We start from the raw sequence: 24,822 nt of genomic DNA on the forward strand, positions 1-24,822 counted from the left end.
GCGTGGTCCATTGCGGACGCGGTCCATCGTGGGGCCTGGCCTAGAGGCTGACTCCGACTGTCACCGGCTCGTTGACCAGGGTGATGCCGAAGGCCTTGTGGACGCCGGTGACGACCTCGCGGGCGAGCGCGAGGAGGTCCTCGGTGGTGGCAGCGCCGCGGTTGGTGAGGGCGAGGGTGTGCTTGGTGGAGATGCGGGCGGGGCCGGTGCCGTAGCCCTTGGTGAAGCCGGCCTTGTCGATGAGCCAGGCCGCGGAGGTCTTGGTGTGGCCGTCGCCTGCTGGATAGGCGGGCGGCTCGATGCCGTCGCCCAGGCGCTCCTTCACGCGCGCGTGGAAGGCGGCGAAGTCGGTGTCGGTGAGGATCGGGTTGGTGAAGAAGGACCCGGCCGACCAGGTGTCGTGGTCCTCGGGGTCCAGGACCATGCCCTTGCCGCTGCGCAGCTTCAGAACCGTCTCGCGGGCCGCCGCCAGGGGCACGCGGTCGCCGACCTCGACGCCGAGGGCGCGGGCCGTCTCGGCGTACTTGACGGGGGCGGAGAGTCCGTCGGCGTCCTCCAGGCGGAAGCGGACGCGTAGGACGACGTGGCGCTCGGGGTCGGCCTTGAAGCGGCTGTGGCGGTAGGAGAAGGCGCAGTCGGAGCTCGGGATGACGACGGTCTCGCCGGTCCTGCGGTCGTAGGCGATCACCTCGGTGATCGTCGAGGAGACCTCCTGGCCGTAGGCACCGACGTTCTGGATCGGGGTGGCGCCGGCGGAGCCGGGGATTCCGGCGAGGCACTCGATCCCGGCGAGACCGGCCTCGACTGTGCGGGCGACGGCGTCGGTCCAGACCTCGCCGGCGGCGAGTTCGAGTGTGGTGCCGTCCAGTTCGAAGCCCTTGGTGGCGATGACGAGTGCGGTGCCCGCGAAGCCCTTGTCGCCGATGACCAGGTTCGATCCGCCGCCGATGAGCAGCAGCGGGGTGCCTTCGGCGTCGGCCTCGCGCACGGCGTCGATCACCTCGGCGTCCGTGGTGGCCGTGACCAGGCGGGTGGCGGGGCCGCCCAGCCGGAAGGTGGTGAACGGGGCGAGGGGGGCGTCGTGGAGTTCCTGCACGCGCCCAAGACTACGAGACGGCACCGACAGCCCCGGCACCCATGGGGAGCGCCGGGGCCGATCCGCTCATGTCAGCCTCCGGAAGGCCTCCGTCCAGTCGAGCGGGAGTTCCTCGCTCGACACCTGCCAGGTGGCGAACTTCGCGTCCCGCATCCGGGCCGACAGGCCCCTTGAGGTCGGGGCATGGGTGCCGGAGCGGGCGAAGTCCTTGAGGGCGGCCGGCGACTCCCAGGCCGACAGCGTCCAGAAGGTCCGCTTGAAGGGCTCGGCTTTCAGGGTGGCTCCGTACGCCCCGGGCGCCCGACTCACCTGCCGCCACACACCCGGCGTGCGGGCGAGGAAACGGAGCGCTCCCCAGAGGGTGCGGGTCTCGAAACGGGAGGCGAAGACGTGGACTTCGGCGCCGGGCGGGGCGGGGTTGGGGACGGTCCAGGGGAGGGTGGGCATGGCTGCTGCTCCTTGGGGGTGGTTCGGGGGTGGTGGGGTCTGGGGTGGGGCGGGGGCGGTGGGGTTGGTTCGGGGGGTGCCCGCCCACTCCGGCCCACCCCCGCCCCGCACGCCCTCACGGCCTCACCGCGACGCCGGCTCCATCACGCGTTCCGGCGCCGGCTCCGCCAAGCCGGCGGCAGCCTCGTTGTGCCGTCGGCCCGGGATGGTCAGGGCCGCGATTCCTGCGAGAGCCACCACCGCGGCGCCGGTGATCAGCGCGGGCCGCAGCCCGTCGACGAAGGTCTGGCCGGTCTCGTAGCCGCCCTGGGCCGAGAAGATCGAGCCCATGACGGCGATGCCGAGGGCGCCGCCGACCTCGCGCAGGGCGTTGTTGGCGCCGGAGGCGATGCCCTGTTCGGAGGCGCGGACGCTGGACATGACCAGGTGGGAGGCGGGGGCGAAGAACAGGGCCATGCCGATGCCGCTGATGATCAGGCCGGGGAGCTGGGCGGCGTAGGAGACGTCGACGGTGACCGCGGAGGCCAGGTAGGCGAGGCCGGCGGCCTGGAGGAACAGGCCGGTGGCGACGACCGGGCGGCCGCCGATGCGGTCGGAGAGGATGCCGGCGATCGGCGCGACGAGCATCGGCATGCCGGTCCAGGGCAGCATCCGCAGGCCCGCCTCGGTGGGCGAGTAGCCGAGCACGCCCTGCATGTACTGGCTGAGCAGGAAGATCGACCCGAACATGCCGAGGAACATCAGCATGCTCGCGGCGTTGATCCCGGAGAACGCCCGGGAGCGGAACAGCCGCATCGGCAGCATCGGGTTCTTCGCGCGGGTGCTGTAGAGGACGAAGCCGGCCAGCAGAGCGCCTCCCGCGAACAGGCCGGTCAGGACCAGGCGTCCGGTCCAGCCGTCGGCGGGGCCGCGCACCAGGCCGTACACGATCCCGAAGAGGCCGCCGCTGGCGAGCAGGGTGCCGGGGATGTCGAGGCGGGCACCGGTGCCGTACGACTCGGCGAGGCGCAGTCGGGCGAGCGGCAGCAGGGCGATGCCCAGGGGGACGTTCAGCCAGAAGATCCACTGCCAGGAGATGTGCTCGGTGAGGCTGCCGCCGATGAGCGGCCCGGACGCGATCGCGAGCCCGTTGACGGCGCCCCAGATGCCGTACGCCATCCCGCGCTTGGCCGCGGGCACGGCCGCCGTCAGCAGGGTCAGCGTCAGCGGCATCATGATCGCCGCACCGGCGCCCTGCACCGCGCGGGCGGCGATCAGGGAGTCGATGCCGGGCGCGAGGGCCGCGGCGGCGGACGCTCCGGTGAAGATCGTGATGCCGACGAGGAAGAGCCTGCGGCGGCCGAAGCGGTCGCCCAGCGCCGCGCCGAACATCAGCAGGACGGCGAAGGTGAGTGTGTACGCACTCACCGTCCACTCCAGGTCGTGCAGCCCGCCGCCCAGGTCCTCGCGGATGGAGGGCAGCGCGGTGGTGACGACGAGATTGTCGAGCGCGGCCATGAAACCGGCGACGCTGGTGATCACCAGGGCCCATACGGCCCCGCCCGGCAGGGCGGCTGTGCGCGTGTGCTGATCGGTGTGCTGCTCGGTGTGGTGTGACATCGCTCCCCCTGAAGTGATGTGTTCCTCTACATGGACATGGACGGTTAGTAGTGGGTAGTTATTGATCACTAACTTTTGTCGTCATGAAAAAGCGGGGCAGCACTCGCCACCCCGCCCCTACGGCCGCTCCTCGCCCGGCTGCTCCTCCGTGTCCAGCCCCGCCCAGACCCGGTGATCGGGCGGGAAACCCATGGCCACCAGGCAGTTGATGAGCATGCCGTACGCCATGAAGCTCGTCGTCTCGTTGACGTCCGCCCCGAGTGGGATATGGATGGTGTCCCACAGGCGCATCCACCCGGCCCGCACGGCCTCGCCGAACTCGCGGTCACCCTCCTGCTCGGCGGCCGCCACGGCGAGATACATCTGCATCTGCATCATCAGCCGCTCGGGCTCCTCCGAGACGACCTTGCGGTAGACGGCACCCATGGCATGCATGGCCTCTTCGGCCGCCACCCCTTCGCCGGCCTCCTCGAACATCCGGATGGTGTCCTCTACACAGCGCTCGGCCGCCGCGAGGAAGATCGCCTTCTTGCCGGGGAAGAGCCGGAAGAGATACGGCTGCGAGACACCGACCCGCTTGGCGATGGCCTCGGTCGAGGTGCCGTAGTAGCCGCCGCGGGCGAACTCGGTCATCGCCGCGCGGATGACGCTCTCGCGCCTCTCCTCTGCACTCATCCTGGCCATGAAAGCTAAGTTAGTACTCAATCACTAACTACGTCAAGGGTCCCCTGGCGAGTGCGCTCGGACGGCCGATGCACCTGGCCGCCCTCCAGGATGCGGCGCTGGAGGGTGCGCAGGCTCGCGCCCGGTTCCAGGCCCAGTTCGGTGCGGAAGGTGCGGCGGGCCAGCTGGTAGAGCTCCAGTGCTTCCGCCCGGCGGCCGCACGCGTGCAGTGCCGTCATCTCCTTCTCCCAGAGCCCCTCGCGCAGGGGGTGGTCGTCGCGGAGCGCGCGCAGTTCGGCGAGGGTGGCCGCGTACTCGCCGGTGCGGTGGCTGGCGTCGACGCACATCTCGGCCGCGGCGAGCCGGGCCTCCCGCAGCCGCTCGGCCTCGGCGACCACCGAGGGCGAGGGCGGTACGTCCTCCAGCGGCGCCCCGCGCCACAGCGCCAGCGCCTCGCCGAACACCGCGACGGCACGGTCGTAGCGGCCAGCCGCGAACAGGTCCTGGCCTCTGGCGCACAGTTCGTCGAACCGGCTGACGTCGAGCTGTTCCGGCTCCAGGAGCAGTCGGTAGCCGGGCGACTGGGTCACCAGGACGGTGCGGCGGCGGTCGCCGAGCTGGCGTCGCAGCCGCATCACGTACTGATGGAGGAGGTTGCGGTGGTCCTTGGCCTCCTGGCCCCCGTCGAACCAGAGCTCGTGCACCAGCCGCTCCAGCGACACCACCCGGCCGCGAGCGGCGAGAAGCACCACGAGGAGGATCCGGACCTTCGGAACCTCCACAGGTTTCCAGTGCTGTGGCGCGCCGGAGAGCACCTCGAGCGGCCCCAGCATCCTGAAACTGTTCACCGTAGACTCCACTTTCCCCCGTTGAGTCTGTCACTCAAATTCTCGCAAGCGGCACCCCCCTTTCTGGTATCGCTCCGCAGGACTGTCCGAAAGTGAGTGCTGCGCACATCGAATTACTTGGGTAAGATCGCGAGAGCTTCGGGAATTTTATTTCTATACAGAACAACCTGGCAGCCACTGCTGCCGCTGCCGCCTCACCCGCATCCACCGGCGGTGTCGTGGTCGTAGGCACCCGGGCGTTCCAGCACATGGGCGGGAAAGCCCGAACTTTCGCCCCCGGGTTCTTTGCCGGAATTTTTCGGAAGCGTGGGCGCTTCGGCCAACGACAGCTCCCGGAGAAAATCGTCCAGGCGGTCGATTCCCCAGAAACGGTGACGTCCCGCCTTGAAGTAGGGAATACCGAAAGCGTCGTCCTCGTAGACCTGTACGAGCGATTCGAGAGCCTCCGCGCGGATGTCCGGGTCGTGCGCGGCGCCCACGACGGGCTCCGGGTCCACCCCGGCCTCCTCGGCCGCCCGGCGCAGCACCTCCGGGTCGCAGATGTTCTCGCCGCGCTCCCAGCGGGCGGCCCAGAGGGCGGCGAGCAGTTCCCTGTCCCGGCCGAGCCTGCGGGCCGCGATCCAGCCGAGGTGGGGCACCTCCCACCACGGGTCCGTGTCGACGGGCCAGGCGGCCCGCACTCCGCGTGCCGTGGCCAGGCGTTTGACGTCCTGAAGGATGTAGAGGTGCTTGGCCTTGCTCATCGGGATGTACGGGAACGGCGCCCCGCGGTCCTGGAGTTCCTTGCGCATCCTGTCGTCCGGCTCCCACCACGGCCGGTACTCCACGGCGCTCGGCGCGTCCGGCAGGCGCTGCTCCAGGTCCCGCAGTGCCAGCCAGCTGTAGGGGCTGCGGAAGGAGAAGTACAGCACCGGCTTGGCCCGCCTGCGGCTCACCGGCTCCACCCCCGGACCACGGCCGCCCCGATCGTGCCCTCGGGCGTGAACGACGTGATGAGCGCGGGCCCGCCCTCCGGTGCGGTGCCGCGCCGATGGTGGGCGAGCACGGCCGCCAGCTGCAGCGCGCCCTGGGCGGCCCGGCACTCGCCGAGCAGCCGCGTCACGGGCAGGTGCCGTGCTCCCGCCCCGGCGGCGTCCAGCGCCCCGGTCTCCACCGGGTCGGCCGAGCTCGGCGCCACCGCCCACAGGTCGGCCGGGTCCACCTCCGCCTTGTGCAGGGCCTGCCGTACGCACGCCGCGAACGCCTCCGTGAACTCGGCGGGTGCGGTCGGGTCTGCGTACGCGGAGGCCACGGCGAGCAGTTCGGCGTCGGGGCGGCGGCCGGAGGACAGCAGGGCCTCGCCGCGCTCCAGGACGAAGACCGCGGCGCCCTCGCCGACCGGCGCCGACGAGCCGGTCGCATGGGTCAGCCAGGCGTTGTGCGGGCTGAACTCCTCGACGGCGCCCACCAGAAGGGCGTCGGCGTCGCCCCAGCTCAGGCCCCGGGAGGCGTAGCGCAGGGCGGTGATCCCGGCGAGGCGGCCGGCCGCGAGGGTGGTGTTGACGCCCTTCAGGCCGTACCAGATGGCGGCCTGGCCCGCGGCGCAGTTCATCACCGCGTTCGGGAAGAGCACCGGGTTGACCAGGTAGGGCCGCTGCTGGGTGATGGTGTCGCGGCTGAAGTCGCTGGTGGACTTCACGCTGCCGCTGGTGGTGCCGAGGACCAGGCCCACCTTGCCCCGGTTGGTGTCGGTCACCGTCAGGGCAGTGTCGGCCAGGGCACGGTCGCAGGCGACCAGGGCGAGGGCCGTGGCGCGGTCGAAGAAGCGGGTGCCCTTGCGGCCCAGGTGGTCGCGGGCCCGGAAGTCCGGCAGGGCGAACGCCTGCGGGGAGGGCAGCTTCTCCTCGAACATCCCCGTGACGTCGGTCAGCGCGTCCCGCTCCTCGGCGAGCGCCGCGCCGAAGTCGTCGGCGCCGATGCCGAGCGGCGAGACCACTCCCCAGCCGGTGATGTAGACGCCGTCCGCCGCAAGGGTGGCTGACGGTGCCGCCGGTCGGGCCTGGCTCATGCGACCTCCCCCAGAATCGTGATGGCGTTGTTCCCGCCGAAGGCGAATCCGTTGTTCTGCACCACCCGCAGCCGCGCCGGCCGCGCCTCGTTGGGCACCGGGTCGATGCCCGGCATGTCCGGGTCGAGGGTGCGGAAGTTGATCGTCGGCGGTATGAAGCCGCGGGCGATGCCCAGGGCGCAGGCGATCGCGCCGAAGCCGCTCGCGGCGCCCATGGTGTGGCCGAGCATCGACTTCACCGAGCTGATGGGCGGCGGTGTGTCGCCGAACACCTCGCGCACGGCGAGCGTCTCCGCCGCGTCGTTGGCCGGGGTGCCGGTGCCGTGGGCGCAGATGTAGTCGACCTGGTCCGCGGTGATGCCGGCGCTCTTGTGGGCGAGGCGCATGCACTCGGCGATGCTGGCCGAGTCCGGCGCGACCATGTGCCCGGCGTCGCAGTTGATGCCGTAGCCCAGCACCTCGGCGTAGACGCGGGCGCCTCGGCGCTCGGCGCTGTCCAGTGACTCCAGGAACAGCGCGGCCCCGCCCTCGCCGGTGAGCATGCCCTCGCGGTCCCGGTCGAACGGCGAGCAGTGCCGCTCGGCCATCGCGCCGAGGCGGTAGAACCCGGCGTGCGCCCAGCGGTACACGCCTTCCGCGCCGCCCGCGATCATGTGGTCGGCGTCGCCGGACGCGATGGCGGCGTACGCGTAGCCGAGGGCGTAGTTGCTCGCCGAGCAGGCCGTGGAGATGGTCACCGCCTCGCCGGTGAGGCCCAGTTCGCGGTTGACGGCGGCGGCCAGCCGGGAGGAGGGGACCTGGGTGGCGAGCTCGGCCCGCCAGCTCTCGAAGCCGCTCTCCACCTCGTGCTCGGTCAGCCGCTCGATCGCCGAGGCCTCCCCCGCGGTGGTGCCGATGCAGGAGCCCGCCGAGGTGCCCGCGAGCTGCTCCGGGTCGAGGCCGGCGTCCTCGACGGCGAGCCGTCCGGCCGCCGCCGCGAACAGGCTGCTGCGCCCCCATTCCTCGATCTTGAGCCGGTGCACCAGTTCGTCCGGGGCGAAGCCGGGGACCTCGCCCGCCATCCGGTACGGGAACCCCGACGCGTCGAAGGACGAGATCGGCGAGATGCCGCTCATGCCCTTGGCCAGTCCGTCGGCGAACGCGTCGACGCCGGTGCCGATGCTCGACACCGGGCCGAGGCCTGTGATGACGACCCTGCGCCTCATGTCAGGAGTTCCAGCCCGCACGCTCGGCGACGACGTCGTAGACGGCCCGCAGATTGCCCATCTTCGGCAGTTCCGCCTGCGGGATCTCGATGCCGTAGCGCTTCTCCAGACGGGCCAGGATCTCGATGGCCCGCAGGGAGTCGCCGTCGTGGTCGTCGACGAAGGAACTGGTCTCGGTCATCTCGTCCGGCTCGATCTCCAGCGAGTCGGCGACGATCTCGCGGATCTCGTCGAGGTACTGCTGTGTGGTGGGCATGGCCTGTCCTCCGGTCGGGTGGTGTGGTCGTCGGGTCGAGGTCGTGTGCGTGGTCATTGGGAGTAGCCGCCGTCCACCTGGACCGTCTGTCCCGTGATGTACGCGGCCCGCTCCGAGGCCAGGAAGCAGACCAGGTCCGCGACCTGGTCGACCGTCCCGATCCGGCCCAGCGGGATCGTCTTCAGGGCCTTGGCGCGGAACTTCTCCGGCAGCGCGTCGGTCATGTCGGTCTCGATGAAGCCGGGCGCCACGGCATTGACGCGGATGCCGTACGGCGCGAGCTCCCGGGACAGGGACCTGGTGAGGACGTTCATGCCGCCCTTGGACGCGGCGTAGTTGGCCTGCGCGGCGTTGCCGTACACCCCGGCGACGGACGAGATGTTGACGATCGTTCCGCGGCGCCGCTTCATCTGGCCGAAGGCGACGCGGCGGCAGAAGTTGAAGGTGCCGGTGAGGTTGGTGGCGATGACGTCGTTCCAGTCCTCGGGCGGCATCAGGACCAGCGGGTTGTCCCGGGTGATCCCGGCGTTGTTGACGAGGAGGTCGACCGGGCCGAGGGCGTCCTCGGCCGCGGTGACGAAGGTCTGGACGTCGGCGTGGTCGGCCACGTCGCAGCGGTCGGCGAAGCAGCGGGCGCCGGCCGCCTCCACCGCCGCGCGGGTCTCGTCCGCCGCCTCCTTCCCGGAGCGGAAGCAGAAGGCGACGTCGTAGCCCTCGGCGGCCAGGCGTACGGCGATACCGCGGCCTATGCCCCGGGACGCGCCCGTCACCAGCGCGATCGGCTTGTCCGGCATTACTGATCCCCCTTGCGTGCCATCAGGTTGCGCCGCTCGGTGCGGTCCGAGCGGGCGTGGTCCCAGTGCTTCAGGGCGCGGCCCACGAGGTGGTCGTGGCCGGCGAAGATCTCCCGGAGCACTTCCTCGGCGCGGTCCGCGGTCTCGATGAACTCGGCGGTGACGCGGCCGTGCCGGGCGGTCAGCAGGTTCTCGCCGATCACGATGAGCTTTCCGTCCGGCACATTGCGGGCGCAGAGCATGGTGCCGACCAGGGGCGAGTCCTCGGTCTGCTCGTGGAAGGCGATGATCCAGGCGTAGTCGTCCTGCCGCTGCGGCTCGTCCCGGAAGCGGTAGACCGGCGTCCAGCTGCCGTCCGGCTCCTGGCGGGAGACGGTCGGGTAGCCGTCCTGTGCGGCCACCCGGTAGGTCCAGCCGTCCTGCTGCTGGGGGCCGTCGGCGATCTCCAGCGGCCGGGCGAAGGTCGGCATCAGGAAGCCGACGTCGACCAGCCAGTCCGTGCCGTCCACGGTGACGATCAGCAGCAGGTGGTCCCAGGCCTCCCACCATTCGCCGCTGACCTTCCAGATCTGCGCGGGCACCAGGCGGACGGTGAAGCCGAGTCGGCTGAGGAGCTCGCCGAACAGCGGGGTGGACTCCAGGCAGTTGCCGCCGCGCCGCTCCCGGACCAGCTTCCTGAACAGGGTCTCGTGGTCGAGGACCGGCGGTGTCCCGTCGAAGACGTCGAGCATCTCGTAGGGGACGGACCGCAGATGCGCGGTGTACAGCTCGCGCAGGCATTCCAGCGTCGGCTCGGTCCGGCCCGAGTGGCCGATGCGGTCCAGGTACTCCCGCCACGGCAGTGCCACGGTCTCCACGACTTCCTCCCCGTTCCTCGCCGTTTCCGGCTCTCGGACTGGGATCGATTCTGCGGGCCCGCACCGGTCCTGAGCAGGCTCGACCGCCCTGCTCGAAAGGGCACCCCGACAAGCGCTCCGCTGGAAGGGCCGTGATGGGTTGTTCTTCGTCTGCGGCAGCGTCGTGGCTGGTCGCGCAGTTCCCCGCGCCCCTTCAGGGCGCTGCCCTCGCCGGCGTATGCCAAAGAGCCGGGGGGACCGGTATATGGGGGGTGTCAGCCGGCGCCGACCACCGACTCGCTCTCCTTCTCCTCCCGGGGTGCCTGTCGCGTTGCCGCCGTCCTGCGGGGCAGCAGCAGGCACGGGATCACGGCCAGTGCCGTGAAGACCAGGGCCCACCAGAACGGCGGCCCGAAGGACGTGGCGATGTCCTTGGCCAAGTCGCCGCCCGGCTGGATCTGGGTCACGGCGGCGGGGCCGCCCGCCGGCAGCCGGTCCTCGATGTGCTGCTGGAGCACCACGGCCAGGACCGCCGTGCCGATGGAGGCGGCCACCCGCTGGAAGACGTTGAAGGTGCTGGTCGCCATCGGGGCCAGTTCCTTCGGCGCGCTGCTGAAGGCGAGGGTCATGGTCGGCAGCATGGCGACACCGAGACCGAAGCCGCGCACGATCATCGCGACGCCGAGCAGCACGGGGTTGGGATCGGCGTCGATGAGCCCGTACGGCACGGTCGCCACGACGGCGAGGACGACGCCGAGGACGGTGAGGTTGCGCACCCCGAGCACCGCGGTGAGCTGGTTGATCAGGATCACGCCGGCGAAGTAGCCGATGCTCTGCGGGAGCAGCAGTAGCGCGGACTCGGTCACCGTCGCCCCGTGCACCAGCTGGAAGTACATCGGCAGCGGGATCATCACGCCGTACATCGCGATGCTCAGCAGGAGGTTGGCGAGGGTGCCGTTGCGGAACGCCGGACGGGTGAACAGGCGCAGGTCCACCAGGGGTTCGAGGCGGCTGCGCAGGGTGTAGAGGGCGAAGGCGGCCAGCAGGACGACGCCGATCACCAGGCCGGCGACGGTCTTGCCGCCGGTGAAGCCGCCCTTGTTGCCGGCCTCGGACAGGCCGTAGAGGAACGCGGTCAGGCCGGGCATGAGGAGGATCAGGCCGATCACGTCGAGCCGGGCGTCCTTGGTGGGCTCCACGACGTTCTTCACCTTCAGCATGGCCAGGACGATGGTGGCCAGGCACAGCGGGACGTTGATGAAGAACAGCCAGCGCCAGCTGAGGTAGTCGACCAGGACACCGCCCAGTGAGGGGGCGATGAGCGGCGCGAACATGGCCGGGATCGACACGATGCCCATCAGCCGCCCCAGTCGCTGCGGCCCCGCCGCCTGCGCGAGCAGCGCCTGTCCGACGGGGACGGCCATGCCGCCGCCGATGCCCTGGAGCAGCCGGAACACGATCAGGCTGGTGGTGTCCCAGGCGAGGCCCGCGAGGACGGAGCCGATCAGGAAGAGCACCTGGGAGACCAGCACCATCTGCTTGGCGCCGAAGCGTGCGGAGGCCCAGCCGCTGAGCGGGATGGTGGCCGAGAGGGCCAGCAGATATCCCGTGACCACCCACTGCACCGTGGAGATCTGCGAGTCGAACGTGGTGGCCAGGGGGCCGATGGCGACGTTGATGATGGTGCTGTCCAGCAGGCTGGCGAAGCCGCCCAGCGCCATGATGCCGCTCAGCCACCACAGGTCCGAGGTGATACGGCCGGAGTCACCGGTCGTGGTTGGCGCCTGCTCTGTACTCACGGCTGCTCGTTCCCTCCGTCGTCGGTCACGCACACCATGCTTCCACAACACATGTCGTCTGCACAACAGATGTTGGATAGAGCTCACGTGTCGCAGAGTGCGCGGGCGATGGTGTCGAGCACGAGAGGGCCGGAGACCGGCAGGAAGAAATGACCGCCGGGCACCTCGGAGAGGGTGAACCCGGCCGACGTACGAGCCGCCCAGCCGCCCATCACCCGCGCCGGCGTCAGCCGGTCGTCGGCACCCGCGAACCCCCGTACGGGAACCGCGAGTCGGGTGAGGGGCCGGCCGCGGCTGCTCGCCACCAGGGCGAGGTCGGCGCGCAGGGCAGGCAGCAGGACGGAGAGCAGCGCGGGAGAGGACAGCACCGAGGCCGGCGTACCGCCCGTGCGCCGCAGCCACTCGGTGAGCTCGGCGTCCGTGCCGCGCCACTCCGGCTGCGGACGTACCGCGTCCGGGGTCACCGCGGCACCCGTGAACAGCGTCTCCGGCTGCCGCAGCCCCGGCGTGCGCGCGATCTCCTCCGCCAGCGCCAGGCCGATGATCCCGCCCATGCTGTGCCCGTAGATCCCGTACGGCCGGTCCAGATGGGGCGCCATCACCTCCACCAGCTCCCGCGCCAGCGCCCCGACCTCCTCGACGGCCGGCTCCCGGACCCGGCTGCCGCGCCCGGGCAGCCGTACGGCGATCACCTCGACGCGCGGGTCGGGCACCCGGCCCCGCAACCGGAGCCAGTCCCGGTAGGCGGCGCAACTCCCTCCCGCGTACGGCAGACAGAAGAGCCGGGCCGGTGCGTCGGACGCCGGGACCGGGAAGGGACGGAGCCAGTCGGCGGAGACCAGAGCCGTCACACTCCACCCGGCCGGGATATCCGCACCAACGCCTCCCCGCGTACCGCGAGCGGCCCGTCCACCAGGCGTACCGCCAGGGCGAGCCGCGCCGCCGGTTGCCCGGTGGGGGTCTCCTCCAGGGCCTTCACCCGCGCCGTGCAGCGCAGCCGTGCCGGGACCGGTACGGCCGCGACGAAGGACGCGCGGAAGGTCAGGATGTCCCCGGGCGGGAACCAGCCCGCGAGGAGCCCGCCGAGCAGGGCCATGGAGAGCATGCCGTGGGCGATCACGTCGTCGAGGCCCGCCGCACGGGCCGCCTCGGGGTCGAGGTGGATGGGGTTGGTGTCGCCGTACGCCTCCGCGAAGGCGGCGAGCGTGTCCCGGTCGACGTACCGCGGCGGCGGCTCGGGCAGGTCGGCGCCGACCGCGAACAGGTCGGTGGAAAGGGCCTGGGTCATGCCGCGCCGCCTCCCAGCACGAGGATCATCTGGCGCAGCTCCGCCACCAGTTCGCCGTCCCGGGTGACCCGGGTGTCGCGCGCCACGAACTCCATCCCGCCGCGACTGCGCACGTCCGTGATGCGCGGGGCGAAGCGCAGGACGTCCCCCGCGTACACCTGGGCGTGATGGACGAACCCCTGCTCGACATGGCGCACATCGGTGAGCCGTACGCCCATCTCGGCGAGGAAGTCGCCGGGTTCGTCGCGTTCCAGGCCCGCCAGCAGCGCGGGCGGCACCGGGAGGTCCCGGTGGCCTGCCGCGCGCGCGGCCGTCACGTCGGTGAACTCCGGGCCGGGGAGCCCGACCGCCGCCGCGTAGCGCCGCAGCCGGTCGCGCTCCACCGGCACGCTGTAGGGCACCAGGTCGGTGCCCGCGAACCGCCGGTCGATCACAGCGTGGCCACCTTCCGCCGGCCCACCCGTTCCCGGGCCGCGTGCAGCAGCTCGCTGTTGCGGATCAGCTTGCCGTTGGAGGTGCGCGGCAGCGCGGCCGGGAAGTGGAAGGCCTTCGGGATCTTGTACGGGCTGAGCCGGGCCCGGCACCAGGCCACCAGGTCCCGGCTGGAGACCCGGCCCGCGCGGGTCTCCAGCACGACATGCGCCTCGATGGCCTCGCCGTAGACGACGACCGCCTCGGTCACCGCCGGGTGCGCCTCCAGGACCGACTCGACCTCGCTCAGATCGACCTTCAGTCCGCCGACCGCGACGACCGAGTCCACCCGGCCGGTGATGGTGAGCGCTCCGGTGCCGGGGTCCGTCGTGCAGAGGTCGTGCGTGTCCAGCCAGCCGTCCGTGTACCGGCCGGTGTGCTCGCCGTACACATACGGGTTCTCCGGCAGCGACAGCCGCAGCGTGCCGTCCCGGACGGTGACGTGGATGCCGGGCGCGGGTACGCCCACGGCGGGCGGCGGCACGGTGCCGCCCAGGTCGGTCGCGATGATCCCGACCTCCGTCATCCCGTACGCCTGCCCGATCCGTACGCCGTAGCGCCGGGCGAACCGCTCGTACACCTCGGCCGGCATGATCTCGCCGCCGCTGACCGCGAGCCGCAGCCCGTGGGGCACGTCGTCGCCGGTGTTGCGGCTCAGCAGGTCGAAGTGGGCCGGCACGCCGAAGACGGCGGCGAGGCCGCGCTCGGTCAGCAGCTGGTGCAGCTCGCCCCGATGCGGGCGGCGCGCGAAGTGCAGCGCCGAGCCCGCGTTCAGAGCGTGCAGCACCCCGCCGATCAGACCGAAGGAGTGCACCAGCGAACTGAGCAGCAGCACACCCTCGCCCCGCCGGGGCATGCCGTCCAGCCGCCCGAAGCGGCCGATCTCGGCGAGCAGTGACTCGCCGGTGCGGCCGATCACCTTCGGCAGTCCGGTGGACCCCGAGCTGAACTGGAGCAGCCGGTGCGCCGTGCGGGCCGCGTGCCCCGACGGGCGTCGGCGCACCACCACCTCGCACTGGTCCCGGAAGCCGGCCACCCGCAGCGGCTCCTGGCCCGAGGTGAGGTGGAACTGCGGTTCGCACACCTCGATCAGCCGGCTGGTCTCCGCCGCGGTCAGCCGCGGGTCGAGCAGCATGACCTGCGCGCCCATCCGCCACAGGGCGAACACCGACCACAACAGGGTGAAACTGGGCGGGAGCTGGACGGCGGCCGTGCTGCCCGGGCCCATCCCGTGCGCCGCGAGCAGCGACTCGGCGCGCGCGGTCTCCTCACGCAGCCGGCCGCGCGTCACCTCCCGCTCGCCGTGGGCCCACAGCTCGCCGTCCCGCCCGTCGCCGTCCAGTCGCCGGGCGAGCCACGTGGCGAAATCCGGGGCGGTGTCGCCGTCCACGATCGTCTCTGTTCGTGCATCCATCGTGCTCGCCCCCCGTGTCACTTCTCGATGCAGAACTCGCCCACGGGCCAGCCGACATGGCGCTTGTCGGTGGCGATGTAGCCGAGCAGCTTGTCGCCGGGCTTCAGTTCGGTGCAGTTCAGGACGGCGGCGCCCGGGCCGAGGATCCGCACGTGCCAGTCGTCCTGGAGCGTGAGGCTCACCTCGACGCCCTCCTCCGAGCGGGCCCGGACCGTCAGCAGCGGGCGGGACTCCAGCTTCACCCGGCCGACCACGATCCGCCGGGTGCGGCCGTCCGCGGTCACACCGAGGACGGTGGAGCCCGCCTTCAGCTCGCTCAGGTAGTTGGTGCGGTTGTCGGCGCCGAGGACGTAACTGTGCAGCGCGCCGGCGTTCACCCGGAACGGCCGGGTCGGCATGTAGGGCAGCGGGTGGGTCTCGCTCACGCACAGCACGAAGCCGTGGGCGTAGGAGCCGACCAGGATGCCCTCGTCCTTCTCGAAGTGGGTGCAGGTGTCGACGCAGACGCGGTCGCCGAGGCCGTTGTGCTCGATGGACTCCACGGTCAGCGTGGTCAGATCCAGGTCGGGGGTGGAGGTCCGCAGCAACTCGCTGAGCCCGAACACCCCGTTGGCGTCCTTCGGCGCGAACAGCAGCCCGTCGGAGCCCTTCTCCAGGACGTCGACGATGATGCCGGCCTCCTCCAGGTCGGCGGCCTGGCAGATGAGCTTGCCGGGCGTCTTGTCGGCCGCCGCGATGACGATCTCCAGCGGGATCTTGGTCGGGTCGCGGAAGGACACGACCGTGTGCTCCAGGTCCTGGGCGGCCGCGCAGGCCAGCCGCAGCGTCGGGTCGTCCACGACGTCGACGAGGGCGCCGCCCCGCTTCGGGTCCTCGGCCGCCACCAGCCTCAGCTTGTCCAGCTCGGCGGTGGTCCGCACCGGCGTCAGCACGACGTCCACGAGGTCGGCGACCTCCGGGTCCACCGTGCCGTCCGGGTCCGCCACCAGCACCTTCCGCACCGTCGGCGGCAGCGTGGCGAGCACGTCGGGACGATCGTCGACGAACCCGGCGAGGCCGGCGTGGATCGCGGCGTCCACGACCCCCTCCCGCTGTCCGGCGTCGACGGAACGGATGTCGATCCAGGCGAACTTCACAGTAACCATCCCTGCCTCGAGTGGGCCCTACGCCTACGGATCACACCGTCGCAGCGGCACCGGGATCACCGACAGCCGCGAAAGGGCTGGTCGATGGGCGGCTCGCCGGGCGGCACGGTGGGCACGCCGAGGGGCGGGCCCGGCCCCGGCCTTCGGGCTGGCCGACCGGCTACCTCGTCCGGCGCCCCGCGGCGCACTCGCAGAGGCAGTCCGTTCGAGGGGTCGCTCCCCGCGCGGTCCCGGCGAGACTCGGTCACCGGATCAGGCTGTTCGGCACCGCGGGCCCGCCCGGGCCCCGCACCCGCTCCTGACCGGCAATTCCGGCTCTTTCACCTGGGGGTGGGTCATGACACCAAAGTCCGGTGGACTCGCGGTCCGCCTGGCACGGCTGTCCCGGCACCGCGCGGGACGCCATCTTTTCGTGCCGCTGGACCACTCGGTGGCCGACGGCCCGATCGTCGCCGCCGGGCGGTTCAACACGCTGGTCCGCATGGCCGTGACAGGCGGCGCGGACGCCATCGTCGTGCACAAGGGGCGGGCGGCGACCGTCGATCCGCTCCTGCTGCGCGACTGCTCGCTCATCGTGCATCTGAGCGCCAGCACCGCCCACGCCGCCGACGCCGACGCGAAGGTCCTGGTCGGCGACGTCGAGGAGGCGATCCAGCTCGGCGCGGACGCCGTCAGCGTCCATGTCAACATCGGCTCCGACACCGAGAGCCGGCAGCTGGCGGACCTCGGCACGGTGGCCGACACCGCCCGCCGCTGGGGCGTACCGCTGCTCGCGATGGTGTACCCGCGCGGGCCGCGGATCAGCGATCCGCACAACCCCGCGCTGCTCTCCCATGTCGTGAACGTGGCGGCCGACCTGGGCGCCTCGCTGGCCAAGACCACCTGGGCCGAGCCCCTGGAGCGGATGGCGGACGTCGTCGAGAGCTGCCCCATCCCGGTACTGGTGGCGGGCGGGCCGAGCCGCAGCGACGCCGGCCTCGCCGCCTACGCCCGCGGCGCCGTCGCGGCCGGGTGCAGCGGGCTCGCCGTGGGGCGCAACTTCTTCGAGAGCAGCTCGCCCGCGGCGGTCATCCGCACGCTCTCGGCCGTGGTGCACGGCACCACACAGTCCGCCCCCGCCGGGGCCCTCGGCGCCGCCGAACCGGTCCCGGCCACCTGACCATCCACCCGGCACATCCGGCCGCGTAAGCGCGCGGACGACGACTCACGGAGAACGCCATGCATGAGGAGACCCGAGAGTTCATCCTGACCGTGGTCAGGGACGTCATCAATCTCCCGGTGCCCGAGCGGGTCGACGACGCCCTCCCGCTCGGCGAGGAGGGCCTGGGACTCGAATCGCTGGCCATGATCGAGCTGGTCCTCCAGTTGGAGGGCGAATACGGCATCGAGCTGCCCGAGGAGGAGCTGGAGCCCGAACTCGTCCCGGATCTCGGCGCCTTCGTGCGGGCGGTCGTCGACCGGCGTACGCGCCTCGCGGCGGGGAGCCCGGCCAAGTGATCACGGACGACGAGGTGGCCGGGCTGCTGCGCGAGAGCGGCCAGCTGCTCGAGGAGTGGGACTCCGACACGGAGCTCAGCCTCGACTCGCTGACCTTCGTCTGGCTCGTCCATCTGCTGGAGGAACGCCACGGCATCGTCGTGGGCCCGGACGACGAGGAGGAACTCGCCGCCAGCGACACCATCGGCGCGCTGCGCGGCAACCTCGACCGGCTGATACGGGACACGGAGGGCGCGCGGCATGGTGGCTGAGAGCACTACGTCCGACGTGGTGGTGATCACCGGCTTCGGCGTGGTCACCGCCTTCGGCTTCGGCGCGGACGCCGTGCGCGACGGGGTCTTCGGCGGACGGCCCGGCTTCGTGCCGGTGAGCCGCTTCGACGTGACGCCGTTCCACGCGAAGAAGGCGGCGACGTACGAGGGCGGGGGCCCGCGGATCCCCGGCGTCCCGGTCAAGCCGGGCTACACACCGACGCAGGCGGAGGTCCTGTACGCCTGCACGGCCGAGGCACTGCGCATGGCCGGCACCGACGCGGCCGGCGCACCGGTGCTGATCGGCACCAACGGCGACCACAGTGCGAGCCGCTCATTCTGGACCGACCAGGCCGAGGGCCGGGGCCCCGAGGACCCGCGCACCCTGGACAGCATGCCGGGCCGTCTCGCGGAGACACTCGGCACCGCGTTCGGTCTGGGCCGGCCGCGGCTGGCGTTCGTCAACGCCTGTGTGGCCTCGACCAACGCCATCGCGCACGGCGCCGCGCTGATCCGGCGCGGCCTCGCCGACACCGTGGTGTGCGGCGGCGCCTACCTCGTCACCGAGGACGTCTTCGCGAAGTTCGACTCCGGCAAGGCACTGAGCCGGGAGGGCGTCGTACGCCCCTTCTCGGCCGGCCGGGCCGGGCTGCTCCAGGGCGACGGCGGGGCGGTGCTCGTCCTGGAGTCGGCACGGCGGGCCCGCGCCCGCGGGGCTGAGCCGCTCGCCGAGGTGGCGGGCTGGGGCATGGCGGCCGACGCGTACCACGTCATCAAGCCGCATCCGCGGGGAGCGGGCCTGGCACGCGCCGCCGACACCGCGCTGCGCCGGGCCGGTCTCACCCCCGAGCGGATCGGCTACGTCAACGCGCACGGCACCGGCACCCCGCTCAACGACGTCGCGGAGACCGCGGCCCTGCACCGGATCTTCGGCGCCCACGAACCGCAGGTCCCGGTGAGCTCCACCAAGAGCAGCACCGGCCACATGCTGGAGGCCACCGGCGCGGTGGAGGCGGTCATCACCCTGCTCGCGCTGCGCGACGGGGTGCTGCCGCCGACGATCGGCTTCCGCGAGCGGGACCCCGGCTGCGATCTGGACTACGTGCCCGGCGAGGCCCGCCCGTCCCGTGCCACCCACGCCCTGTCGCTCAACGCGGCCTTCGGCGGGGTGAACGCGGCGCTCGTGCTGAGCCTGCCGGGGAACTCCCGAAGGGACGGCGCATGACCACCTCACTCGTAGCGGCGGGGGCCTGCCGGGTGCCCTGGGGGCCGGCCGCAGACGGCCTGCCCGGCGCCGCGCCCGCCGAACTGCCCGGTCTGACGGGCTTCGTCCTGTCCCGGTTCAACCCGCTGATCGCCGACGTAGTCGTGGACTGCCTCGGCGAGCCGGGCTCACCGCACGACCTGACCACGGGCCGCGCCGACCGCACCGCCATCGTGCTCGCCACGACCTACGGCGACACCACGACATCCGACGTGGCCACCCAGCGGCTGGTGGCCGGCCAGGTGCACAGCCCGCTGCTGTTCTTCCAGTCGGTGACCACGTCCGTCCTCGGCCATCTGGCCAGGCAGTACGGCATCACCGGACCGATCAGCTGCATCTCGACCGGCGCCGACCCGGCCGCCGAGGCACTGACCCTGGCCGATCTGCTGCTGGCGGAGGACGACGCGGACCAGGTGCTGGTCGTCGGCGTCGAGACGGCGGCCAACGAGCGCGTCGACTGGATCCACGAACGGGTCGACGAGCAGGGCGGGTTCGGGCCGCTGCCGTACGGCGACGCGGCGGTGGCGCTGCTGCTGCGCCGCGGCGGGGAGGGGACGGCGGCCCCGAAGTCGCGCTCATGGCCGCAGTACGGCTGGCTGGCCCCGCTCGTACAGCTGATCACCGACCACGACCTGAGGAGCAGCAAGTGAACCGGATGGGCTTTGGCGCCTTCCTCTCCCCCCTCCACCCGCTCGGCGAGGACCCCGCGCTGTCCCTGTGGCGCGACCTCGAACTCGCCGAGTGGCTCGACCGCCTCGGCTACGACGAACTCTGGGTCGGCGAGCACCACTCCGCCGGCTGGGGCACCGTCAGCTCCCCCGAGCTGTTCCTCGCCACCGCGGCCGAGCGGACCCGGCACATCCGGCTGGGCACGGGTGTGGTGAGCCTGCCGTACCACCACCCCTTCATGGTGGCGTCGCGGGCCGTGCAGCTGGGCCACCTGACGCGGGGCCGTTTCACCCTGGGCGTCGGGGCCGGTTCGATCCCCTCCGACATGCACTTCCTCGGCATCGACCCGGCCGACACCCGGCGTCGTACCGCCGAGTCCCTGGACGTGATCATGCGCCTGCTGGAGGGCTCCGAGCCGGTCACGCACCGTACGGACTGGTTCGAACTGCGCGACGCGCGGCTGCAGTTGCGGCCCCGGGGTGCTCTTCCCGTCGCCGTGTCCAGCGCGACCTCGCCGTTCGGGATGCGCCTCGCCGGGCAGTACGGGATCTCGCCGCTCTCCTTCGGGATGCCGCCGCGGCCCGGCAGCCAGATCGGCGACCTGGTCGGCCAGTGGCAGCACGCGCAGGAGTCGGCCGAGGAGCACGGCCGTACGCTCGACCGGGCCGACTGGCGGGTGACGCTGGCCGTGCATGTGTCGGAGAGCCGAGGGCGGGCCCTGGACGAGATCGTCGAGGGCTGGCAGCGCTACCGCAACGGGTACTGGTCCCTGGTGGGCGCGCCGCCCGTGCACTCGCGCGCCGACGCCGTGAAGGCGTTGGAGGAGGCCATCGACCGGCGCGGGGTGATCGTGGGGTCGCCCGAGGAGTGCGTCGAGGCGATCCGCGACATCCAGGAGATCACGGGCGGCTTCGGCCATCTGCTGGTCACGGTCATGGACTGGGCCGACCGCGAGCCCATGAAGCGCAGCTTCGAATACCTCGCCCGCTTCGTGGCACCCCACTTCACGGGCGCGCTGAAGGGCGTGACCGACTCCTACGACTGGACGTCGGAGCAGGCGGCACGGGCGCTGGCGGCGATGCGGCAGCAGTGAACAGGTGAGGAAGGGGCCGCCGGGAAGATCCCGGCGGCCCCTTCTCGTGCGCCTCTCAGTGACCCATCCCCAGTCCGCCGTCCACCGGCACCACCGCACCGGTCACATACGACGCCCCCGGGGAGGCCAGCCAGAGCACCGCGGAGGCCACCTCCGCCGGGTCCGCGACCCGGCCCAGGGGGATGTCCTCGGTCATCCGGGCCCGCGTCCGGTCGGGCAGCTGTGCCGTCATGTCGGTGGCCACCAGGCCGGGGGCGACGACATTGACGGTGACGCCCCGTGAGCCGAGTTCGCGGGCCAGGGACCGGGCGAGACCGACGATGCCGGCCTTGCTCGCCGCGTAGTTGGTCTGGCCCAGGGAACCGCGCAGCGCCGCCACCGAGGAGACGAACACGATCCGTCCCGCGCGCCGGCGCAGCATCCCGGCGGAGGCGCGGCGCGCGGTGCGGAAGGCGCCGCCGAGGTTGGTGTCGAGCACCTGGAAGAACTGCGGGTCGCTCATCCTCGGCAGCAACTTGTCGTCGGTGACCCCTGCGTTGGAGACCAGTACGTCCACCGGCCCCTGCGCCGCCTCCACTTCGTCGAACGCCCGCGCCACCTGATCGGCGTCGGTGACGTCGCACTTGACGCCGAGCATCCCCTCGGGCGCGCCCGAACCGCGGTGCGTCACCGCGACCTTGTCGCCCTGTGCCGCGAACGCCCGGGCTACGGCCAGTCCGATGCCCCGGTTGCCGCCGGTGACGAGGACCGAGCGTGCCTGCCGTGCCGTATCTGTCATCACTAATCCCTTCCTCCACGGCCCTCTTCAGGCCGACAGCCGCGCATAGGAGCCGCGGTGGTGGACCAGCGGCGGACGGACCTCCTCGGCCACGCCGAGCGTCTCCACCCGGCCGAGGTAGAGCAGATGGTCGCCGGCCGGATACCGGTGCGCGGTGGTGCACTCCAGGGACACCAGCGCGTCGGGCACGAGCAGATGCCCGCCCGGACCGGTGGTGCCGCCCAGCAGCCGCTCGGCCACCAGGCCGCCGGGCCGGTCGCGCGCCGCGAACCGGCGGGACAACTCGCCCTGGTCCTGGGCCAGTACGTTCACGGCGAAGCCGCCGGCCGCGTCGATGGCCGGGACGAGCCGTCCGCCGTTGTTCACGCTCACCAGGACGAGGGTCGGTTCGAGAGAGATCGAGGCGATCGAGCTCGCGGTCATCGCCTCGGTGCCGGCGCCGTGTCCTACGGTGATCACGGCGATGCCCGTCGGGAAGTGGCCCATGGCCTCCCGGAACGCCCGCGGGTCCGGCGGTGCCGCCTGCGTGGACACCATTGATCCGCCTTTCGTTTCGGCTCGTCAGCGCTTGTGGACAAGACACGTCAGGCGGGCCGTGCAGGTGGGCCGCCCTTTGTCGTCGGTGATCTCGATCTGGTACGTCGCCACCCGGCTGCCCAGATGCAGGGGCGTGCAGACGCCGGTGACCCGGCCGGAGCGCGCCGACCTGTGGTGCGTACAGGACAGTTCGAGTCCCGCGACGGCTCCTCGCGGCGCCACCCACAGGCCGGCCGCGACCGAGCCGAGGGTCTCCGCGAGGACGGCGTTGGCCCCGCCGTGCAGCCAGCCGAAGGGCTGCATGTTGCCGCTCACCGGCATGGTCGCGACCACCCGCTCCGGCTCCGCGGAGACCACCTCGATCCCCATACGGGTGGCCAGTTGCTCGCCGGCCAGCGAGGGCGGGGCGACGATGACGTTGCGGTCGGGCACCTCCGGCGCCACGCCGTCTCCGTCCGGCCTCGCGTCTGCTGTCGGACTCTTGCTCCCCATGGGCCCCTCTCCCCGTGCCGTGGTGCGCGGTGGTGCGCATCTCCACGGTCCTCGGGGCGGCGTGAACGGCCAAGACTCCACCGAGCTGACCGTTCGGGCAGGCCAGGGCGGCGGAACGGGGAGGTCCCGGAACGCGGAACATCCCGCCCCGGCGAGCGGGACGGGATGTACGGGACGTGGGCCGGGGCTAGACCTGTGCCGGTCTGCTGCTGACCAGGTGCAGACCGCCCCACGCGTGCTCGGCCGCCTGCTCGGCGCGCAGCGGTCGCGGATGCAGCAGCCAGCAGGAGATCAGGCCGATGAAGGCACCCGCCGAGCAGTGCGCCCGCAGCTCGACGCCGATGTCGTCGGGGCTGCCGGCGCCGGCCTGCGCCAGCTGTCGCGCGACCTGTTCGGCGAGCAGCTGGCGCAGCCGGTTCACGAAGCGGGCCGACCCGCACGGGCCGAGCATGCGCCGGTAGAGCGTCGCGTCCGCCTCCACATGACGGAAGACCTGGACGAACTCGTCCGGCATCGCGTCGGGCAGGACGACCAGCGGGCAGTCCGCCGCGAGGCCGACCAGCTTGGCGAGCTGGTCCTCCATCGAGTCGAGCATCAGCGCGTCGAGGTCCGGGTAGTGCTGGTAGACCGTGGCGCGGTTGACGGTCGCCCGCTCGGCCACGTTGGCGATGGTGATGGTCGCGAGCTCACGCTCGGCGGCGAGCTCCAGTGCCGCGGCCCGCAGCAGTGCCCGGGTCCTGAGGACTCGGGGATCGGTGCGCTTGCCGGCGGCTTCCGGGCCTTCCGGGGTCGTATCAGCCATTAGCCCAGGCTATACCCGTTAGGCAACACGTGTCGCCGACTGCGGCGTGGCCATGGCCCGCCCCAGGCCGGTGAGCAGGCCGTCCTCCATGGCACGGACGACGGCGAGCGTGCGGTTGGGGCAGTTCAGCTTGGCGAGCACATTGCCCACCAGGCGCTTCACCCCGTGCTCGGAGATCTGCAGCCGCCGGGCGGCCTGCTTGTTGCTCAGGCCCTCGGCGACCAGGTGCAGCACCTCCAGTTCACGGGGCGTGAGCATGGTGCCCGGCGCGCCCCAGGGCCGTGCCTCGGCCGCGGCCGGCCCGGTCTGCCGCAGCACCCGGCGGGCCAGGGTGGCCGACACATAGAACTTGCCGGCCATGACGTCGGAGACGGCGTCGGCGAAGACCTCCGGGGTCAGACCCGCCCAGTCGACGAGCGCGTGCACACAGGAGTGCGCGCTCTGCGGCAGATCGACCCCGTCGGCTGCGTCGACGAGAAGCAGCAGCCGTACGTCGCGGGCGCTGAGCCCTTCGGTGGCGGCCAGGTTCTGGGTGGCGGCGAGCTCCGCGCCCGAGACCACCACGAGGTCGAAGGCATCGGCACCGCACGAGGCGAGGGCCTCGTCGCCGGTGTTGAAGCTCAGGACGCTGTGGACGCTTCCGAGACGGCGGAGCATGCCCTCGACGCCGTACCTGCTGACCTCGTTCTCGAGAATCAGCGCTATTTTGAGGCTGCTCTCATCCGGTCGGGTGAACACTTTCTTCTCCCCCAAAAAGAAGTGACAATTCTTGTATGGACTGTGGTGTGGACTGAACGGCAAAAGCCGAGCAATAATCTTCGACAGGTGGCAGGTCGAGCACCAGCCACGCTCCGATGTCATGACCCGGAACGCGATGATTCACTTTCGCGATCCGCGACCACGGCTGTACGCCCACCGTGCGCAGGTCCGCCTCGACCCCGATCCCACTCGCCTTGACCACGGCTTCCTTCCGTGTCCAGCAGCGCATGAACTCGGTGTTCCGGCTCTCCCGCGCGGCGCCGCGCAGATGTTCCCGCTCGTGCTCGCTCAGTACCCCGGCCGCGAGCGTGCCGTGGTCCGTGGCGCGCACGCGCTCCAGATCGACGCCCACCCGGATTCCGTTCGCGGCGGCGCACAGCCATCGCGGACCGCATCGGGACAGGCTGAACTCCCAGGTCGTTTCCGGATACTGGATGTAGGGCCGGCCATGGCGGACCCGGCCGCAGCCGGCACAAGGATGCCGGGCGAACCTGATCTCCCACGGCTCCATGCCGAGGAGCCGGCCTAGGTGGCGCCGAACCTGAGCGTGCGCGGCGGCGAAGTGCGCGGCGCGCACCGGATCATGGAAAGCCGAGAACCTCCGTTGCTCCTCGGCCGACAGGACATCCAGATCCACGGCGCACGACTGGCCGTCGGACCGGCCCGACCACAATGTCAGGGTGCCGGTCACCGGCGGCGAAACGGGCTACTTGGCACCGGGAAAACAGAGCGTCGTTCTCACGAGAATTCCTCCCCCACCTTTTCCCTCACG

General features: G+C 71.7%; 29 protein-coding genes. 6 read left to right on the forward strand and 23 right to left on the reverse strand.

The genetic code is table 11. The annotated features are described in order from the left end of the window. Window positions 1–40: 40 nt before the first annotated feature. The 17 genes from IE325_RS32225 to IE325_RS32305 all read right to left on the reverse strand — a co-directional run bounded on the left by IE325_RS32225 (window position 41) and on the right by IE325_RS32305 (window position 15,899). Window positions 41–1,096, reverse strand: a complete 1,056-nt coding sequence (locus IE325_RS32225; RefSeq protein WP_190073642.1) for a UDP-N-acetylmuramate dehydrogenase — start codon at window positions 1,094–1,096, stop codon at window positions 41–43. Between the two features lie 66 nt (window positions 1,097–1,162). Beyond that, the gene (locus tag IE325_RS32230) at window positions 1,163–1,543 is read right to left on the reverse strand and encodes a DUF3291 domain-containing protein (RefSeq protein ID WP_190073643.1); all 381 of its coding nucleotides are present in this window, start codon (window positions 1,541–1,543) and stop codon (window positions 1,163–1,165) included. Between the two features lie 123 nt (window positions 1,544–1,666). Next, on the reverse strand, window positions 1,667–3,142 hold the full coding sequence (locus IE325_RS32235; protein WP_190073644.1) for an MFS transporter: 1,476 nt from the start codon (window positions 3,140–3,142) through the stop codon (window positions 1,667–1,669). Window positions 3,143–3,259: 117 nt separating this feature from the next. Further along, window positions 3,260–3,826 carry a TetR/AcrR family transcriptional regulator gene (locus IE325_RS32240; protein WP_190073645.1) on the reverse strand — a complete coding sequence of 189 codons (567 nt, stop codon included), beginning with the start codon at window positions 3,824–3,826 and terminating at the stop codon, window positions 3,260–3,262. 17 nt (window positions 3,827–3,843) lie between these two features. After that, the gene (locus IE325_RS32245; RefSeq protein WP_190073646.1) at window positions 3,844–4,638 is read right to left on the reverse strand and encodes an AfsR/SARP family transcriptional regulator; all 795 of its coding nucleotides are present in this window, start codon (window positions 4,636–4,638) and stop codon (window positions 3,844–3,846) included. A gap of 209 nt (window positions 4,639–4,847) precedes the next feature. After that, the gene (locus tag IE325_RS32250; protein WP_190073647.1) at window positions 4,848–5,588 is read right to left on the reverse strand and encodes a 2-hydroxychromene-2-carboxylate isomerase; all 741 of its coding nucleotides are present in this window, start codon (window positions 5,586–5,588) and stop codon (window positions 4,848–4,850) included. Further along, window positions 5,585–6,700, reverse strand: coding sequence for a beta-ketoacyl synthase N-terminal-like domain-containing protein (locus IE325_RS32255; protein WP_190073648.1), 1,116 nt, complete (start codon window positions 6,698–6,700; stop codon window positions 5,585–5,587). Before IE325_RS32255 ends, IE325_RS32250 begins: the two co-directional genes overlap by 4 nt. Continuing rightward, complete coding sequence (locus tag IE325_RS32260; RefSeq protein WP_190073649.1) at window positions 6,697–7,905, reverse strand: beta-ketoacyl-[acyl-carrier-protein] synthase family protein; 1,209 nt, start codon at window positions 7,903–7,905, stop codon at window positions 6,697–6,699. The genes IE325_RS32255 and IE325_RS32260 overlap by 4 nt, the downstream gene beginning before the upstream one ends. A 1-nt stretch (window position 7,906) precedes the next feature. Then, window positions 7,907–8,161, reverse strand: a complete 255-nt coding sequence (locus IE325_RS32265) for an acyl carrier protein (RefSeq protein WP_190073650.1) — start codon at window positions 8,159–8,161, stop codon at window positions 7,907–7,909. Between the two features lie 53 nt (window positions 8,162–8,214). Beyond that, on the reverse strand, window positions 8,215–8,955 hold the full coding sequence (fabG, locus tag IE325_RS32270) for a 3-oxoacyl-[acyl-carrier-protein] reductase (RefSeq protein WP_190073651.1): 741 nt from the start codon (window positions 8,953–8,955) through the stop codon (window positions 8,215–8,217). Then, the gene (locus IE325_RS32275; protein ID WP_190073652.1) at window positions 8,955–9,812 is read right to left on the reverse strand and encodes an arylamine N-acetyltransferase family protein; all 858 of its coding nucleotides are present in this window, start codon (window positions 9,810–9,812) and stop codon (window positions 8,955–8,957) included. Before IE325_RS32275 ends, fabG (IE325_RS32270) begins: the two co-directional genes overlap by 1 nt. Window positions 9,813–10,066: 254 nt before the next feature. Further along, window positions 10,067–11,590, reverse strand: coding sequence for a DHA2 family efflux MFS transporter permease subunit (locus IE325_RS32280; protein ID WP_190073653.1), 1,524 nt, complete (start codon window positions 11,588–11,590; stop codon window positions 10,067–10,069). A gap of 83 nt (window positions 11,591–11,673) precedes the next feature. Further along, window positions 11,674–12,441, reverse strand: coding sequence for a thioesterase II family protein (locus IE325_RS32285; protein WP_190073654.1), 768 nt, complete (start codon window positions 12,439–12,441; stop codon window positions 11,674–11,676). Beyond that, on the reverse strand, window positions 12,438–12,878 hold the full coding sequence (locus IE325_RS32290) for a MaoC/PaaZ C-terminal domain-containing protein (protein ID WP_190073655.1): 441 nt from the start codon (window positions 12,876–12,878) through the stop codon (window positions 12,438–12,440). The genes IE325_RS32285 and IE325_RS32290 overlap by 4 nt, the downstream gene beginning before the upstream one ends. Continuing rightward, complete coding sequence (locus IE325_RS32295; RefSeq protein ID WP_190073656.1) at window positions 12,875–13,312, reverse strand: FAS1-like dehydratase domain-containing protein; 438 nt, start codon at window positions 13,310–13,312, stop codon at window positions 12,875–12,877. Before IE325_RS32295 ends, IE325_RS32290 begins: the two co-directional genes overlap by 4 nt. Further along, entirely contained in the window at window positions 13,309–14,763 is a 1,455-nt protein-coding gene (locus IE325_RS32300; protein ID WP_190073657.1) for a class I adenylate-forming enzyme family protein, read from the reverse strand. The genes IE325_RS32295 and IE325_RS32300 overlap by 4 nt, the downstream gene beginning before the upstream one ends. Before the next feature lie 17 nt (window positions 14,764–14,780). After that, window positions 14,781–15,899 (reverse strand): 3-dehydroquinate synthase II family protein, encoded by a 1,119-nt coding sequence (locus IE325_RS32305; protein ID WP_190073658.1) that lies wholly within the window; start codon window positions 15,897–15,899, stop codon window positions 14,781–14,783. 346 nt (window positions 15,900–16,245) lie between these two features. Between IE325_RS32305 and IE325_RS32310 the strand changes: the two genes are divergently transcribed. Genes IE325_RS32310 through IE325_RS32335 form a run of 6 tightly spaced genes read left to right on the forward strand, consistent with a single transcriptional unit; the run spans window position 16,246 to window position 20,682 of the window. Next, a complete protein-coding gene (locus IE325_RS32310; protein WP_190073659.1) occupies window positions 16,246–17,067 on the forward strand; it encodes a 2-amino-3,7-dideoxy-D-threo-hept-6-ulosonate synthase in 822 nt (273 codons plus the stop codon). Between the two features lie 59 nt (window positions 17,068–17,126). Continuing rightward, a complete protein-coding gene (locus tag IE325_RS32315; protein WP_190073660.1) occupies window positions 17,127–17,405 on the forward strand; it encodes an acyl carrier protein in 279 nt (92 codons plus the stop codon). Then, window positions 17,402–17,656 carry a hypothetical protein gene (locus IE325_RS32320; RefSeq protein ID WP_190073661.1) on the forward strand — a complete coding sequence of 85 codons (255 nt, stop codon included), beginning with the start codon at window positions 17,402–17,404 and terminating at the stop codon, window positions 17,654–17,656. Before IE325_RS32315 ends, IE325_RS32320 begins: the two co-directional genes overlap by 4 nt. Continuing rightward, complete coding sequence (locus IE325_RS32325; RefSeq protein WP_190073662.1) at window positions 17,646–18,881, forward strand: beta-ketoacyl-[acyl-carrier-protein] synthase family protein; 1,236 nt, start codon at window positions 17,646–17,648, stop codon at window positions 18,879–18,881. The genes IE325_RS32320 and IE325_RS32325 overlap by 11 nt, the downstream gene beginning before the upstream one ends. Continuing rightward, the gene (locus IE325_RS32330) at window positions 18,878–19,570 is read left to right on the forward strand and encodes a beta-ketoacyl synthase chain length factor (RefSeq protein WP_190073663.1); all 693 of its coding nucleotides are present in this window, start codon (window positions 18,878–18,880) and stop codon (window positions 19,568–19,570) included. Before IE325_RS32325 ends, IE325_RS32330 begins: the two co-directional genes overlap by 4 nt. Before the next feature lie 5 nt (window positions 19,571–19,575). Then, entirely contained in the window at window positions 19,576–20,682 is a 1,107-nt protein-coding gene (locus IE325_RS32335; RefSeq protein ID WP_229912176.1) for an LLM class flavin-dependent oxidoreductase, read from the forward strand. Window positions 20,683–20,737: 55 nt separating this feature from the next. On the opposite strand, the gene fabG (IE325_RS32340) is transcribed toward IE325_RS32335, so the two are convergent. From fabG (IE325_RS32340) to IE325_RS32365, 6 genes are all read right to left on the reverse strand, one after another. Further along, window positions 20,738–21,460, reverse strand: a complete 723-nt coding sequence (gene fabG, locus IE325_RS32340) for a 3-oxoacyl-ACP reductase FabG (protein WP_190073665.1) — start codon at window positions 21,458–21,460, stop codon at window positions 20,738–20,740. Window positions 21,461–21,487: 27 nt separating this feature from the next. Beyond that, window positions 21,488–21,997: a flavin reductase family protein gene (locus IE325_RS32345; protein WP_190073666.1), complete on the reverse strand. Its 510-nt coding sequence runs from the start codon at window positions 21,995–21,997 to the stop codon at window positions 21,488–21,490. Window positions 21,998–22,021: 24 nt separating this feature from the next. After that, window positions 22,022–22,489: a PaaI family thioesterase gene (locus IE325_RS32350; protein WP_190073667.1), complete on the reverse strand. Its 468-nt coding sequence runs from the start codon at window positions 22,487–22,489 to the stop codon at window positions 22,022–22,024. A gap of 187 nt (window positions 22,490–22,676) precedes the next feature. Next, window positions 22,677–23,291, reverse strand: a complete 615-nt coding sequence (locus tag IE325_RS32355) for a TetR-like C-terminal domain-containing protein (RefSeq protein ID WP_190073668.1) — start codon at window positions 23,289–23,291, stop codon at window positions 22,677–22,679. Window positions 23,292–23,309: 18 nt separating this feature from the next. Further along, window positions 23,310–24,029, reverse strand: coding sequence for a helix-turn-helix transcriptional regulator (locus tag IE325_RS46305; protein WP_229912147.1), 720 nt, complete (start codon window positions 24,027–24,029; stop codon window positions 23,310–23,312). After that, on the reverse strand, window positions 24,010–24,741 hold the full coding sequence (locus tag IE325_RS32365; RefSeq protein ID WP_190073669.1) for a 4'-phosphopantetheinyl transferase family protein: 732 nt from the start codon (window positions 24,739–24,741) through the stop codon (window positions 24,010–24,012). The genes IE325_RS46305 and IE325_RS32365 overlap by 20 nt, the downstream gene beginning before the upstream one ends. Window positions 24,742–24,822: the final 81 nt, after the last annotated feature.

It is taken from the genome of Streptomyces lanatus (assembly GCF_014655715.1).
Lineage (GTDB): Bacteria > Actinomycetota > Actinomycetes > Streptomycetales > Streptomycetaceae > Streptomyces > Streptomyces lanatus.

What these genes read in the sequence shown, in the direction of transcription:
- IE325_RS32230 (WP_190073643.1), bottom strand. Translation starts at nt 1,543, where the DNA reads ATGCCCACCCTCCCCTGGACCGTCCCCAACCCCGCCCCGCCCGGCGCC.
- IE325_RS32235 (WP_190073644.1), bottom strand. Translation starts at nt 3,142, where the DNA reads ATGTCACACCACACCGAGCAGCACACCGATCAGCACACGCGCACAGCC.
- IE325_RS32240 (WP_190073645.1), bottom strand. Translation starts at nt 3,826, where the DNA reads ATGGCCAGGATGAGTGCAGAGGAGAGGCGCGAGAGCGTCATCCGCGCG.
- IE325_RS32245 (WP_190073646.1), bottom strand. Translation starts at nt 4,638, where the DNA reads ATGCTGGGGCCGCTCGAGGTGCTCTCCGGCGCGCCACAGCACTGGAAA.
- IE325_RS32255 (WP_190073648.1), bottom strand. Translation starts at nt 6,700, where the DNA reads ATGAGCCAGGCCCGACCGGCGGCACCGTCAGCCACCCTTGCGGCGGAC.
- IE325_RS32260 (WP_190073649.1), bottom strand. Translation starts at nt 7,905, where the DNA reads ATGAGGCGCAGGGTCGTCATCACAGGCCTCGGCCCGGTGTCGAGCATC.
- IE325_RS32265 (WP_190073650.1), bottom strand. Translation starts at nt 8,161, where the DNA reads ATGCCCACCACACAGCAGTACCTCGACGAGATCCGCGAGATCGTCGCC.
- fabG (WP_190073651.1), bottom strand. Translation starts at nt 8,955, where the DNA reads ATGCCGGACAAGCCGATCGCGCTGGTGACGGGCGCGTCCCGGGGCATA.
- IE325_RS32290 (WP_190073655.1), bottom strand. Translation starts at nt 12,878, where the DNA reads ATGACCCAGGCCCTTTCCACCGACCTGTTCGCGGTCGGCGCCGACCTG.
- IE325_RS32300 (WP_190073657.1), bottom strand. Translation starts at nt 14,763, where the DNA reads ATGGATGCACGAACAGAGACGATCGTGGACGGCGACACCGCCCCGGAT.
- IE325_RS32310 (WP_190073659.1), top strand. Translation starts at nt 16,246, where the DNA reads ATGACACCAAAGTCCGGTGGACTCGCGGTCCGCCTGGCACGGCTGTCC.
- IE325_RS32315 (WP_190073660.1), top strand. Translation starts at nt 17,127, where the DNA reads ATGCATGAGGAGACCCGAGAGTTCATCCTGACCGTGGTCAGGGACGTC.
- IE325_RS32325 (WP_190073662.1), top strand. Translation starts at nt 17,646, where the DNA reads ATGGTGGCTGAGAGCACTACGTCCGACGTGGTGGTGATCACCGGCTTC.
- IE325_RS32330 (WP_190073663.1), top strand. Translation starts at nt 18,878, where the DNA reads ATGACCACCTCACTCGTAGCGGCGGGGGCCTGCCGGGTGCCCTGGGGG.
- IE325_RS32335 (WP_229912176.1), top strand. Translation starts at nt 19,576, where the DNA reads ATGGGCTTTGGCGCCTTCCTCTCCCCCCTCCACCCGCTCGGCGAGGAC.
- fabG (WP_190073665.1), bottom strand. Translation starts at nt 21,460, where the DNA reads ATGACAGATACGGCACGGCAGGCACGCTCGGTCCTCGTCACCGGCGGC.
- IE325_RS32345 (WP_190073666.1), bottom strand. Translation starts at nt 21,997, where the DNA reads ATGGTGTCCACGCAGGCGGCACCGCCGGACCCGCGGGCGTTCCGGGAG.
- IE325_RS32350 (WP_190073667.1), bottom strand. Translation starts at nt 22,489, where the DNA reads ATGGGGAGCAAGAGTCCGACAGCAGACGCGAGGCCGGACGGAGACGGC.
- IE325_RS32355 (WP_190073668.1), bottom strand. Translation starts at nt 23,291, where the DNA reads ATGGCTGATACGACCCCGGAAGGCCCGGAAGCCGCCGGCAAGCGCACC.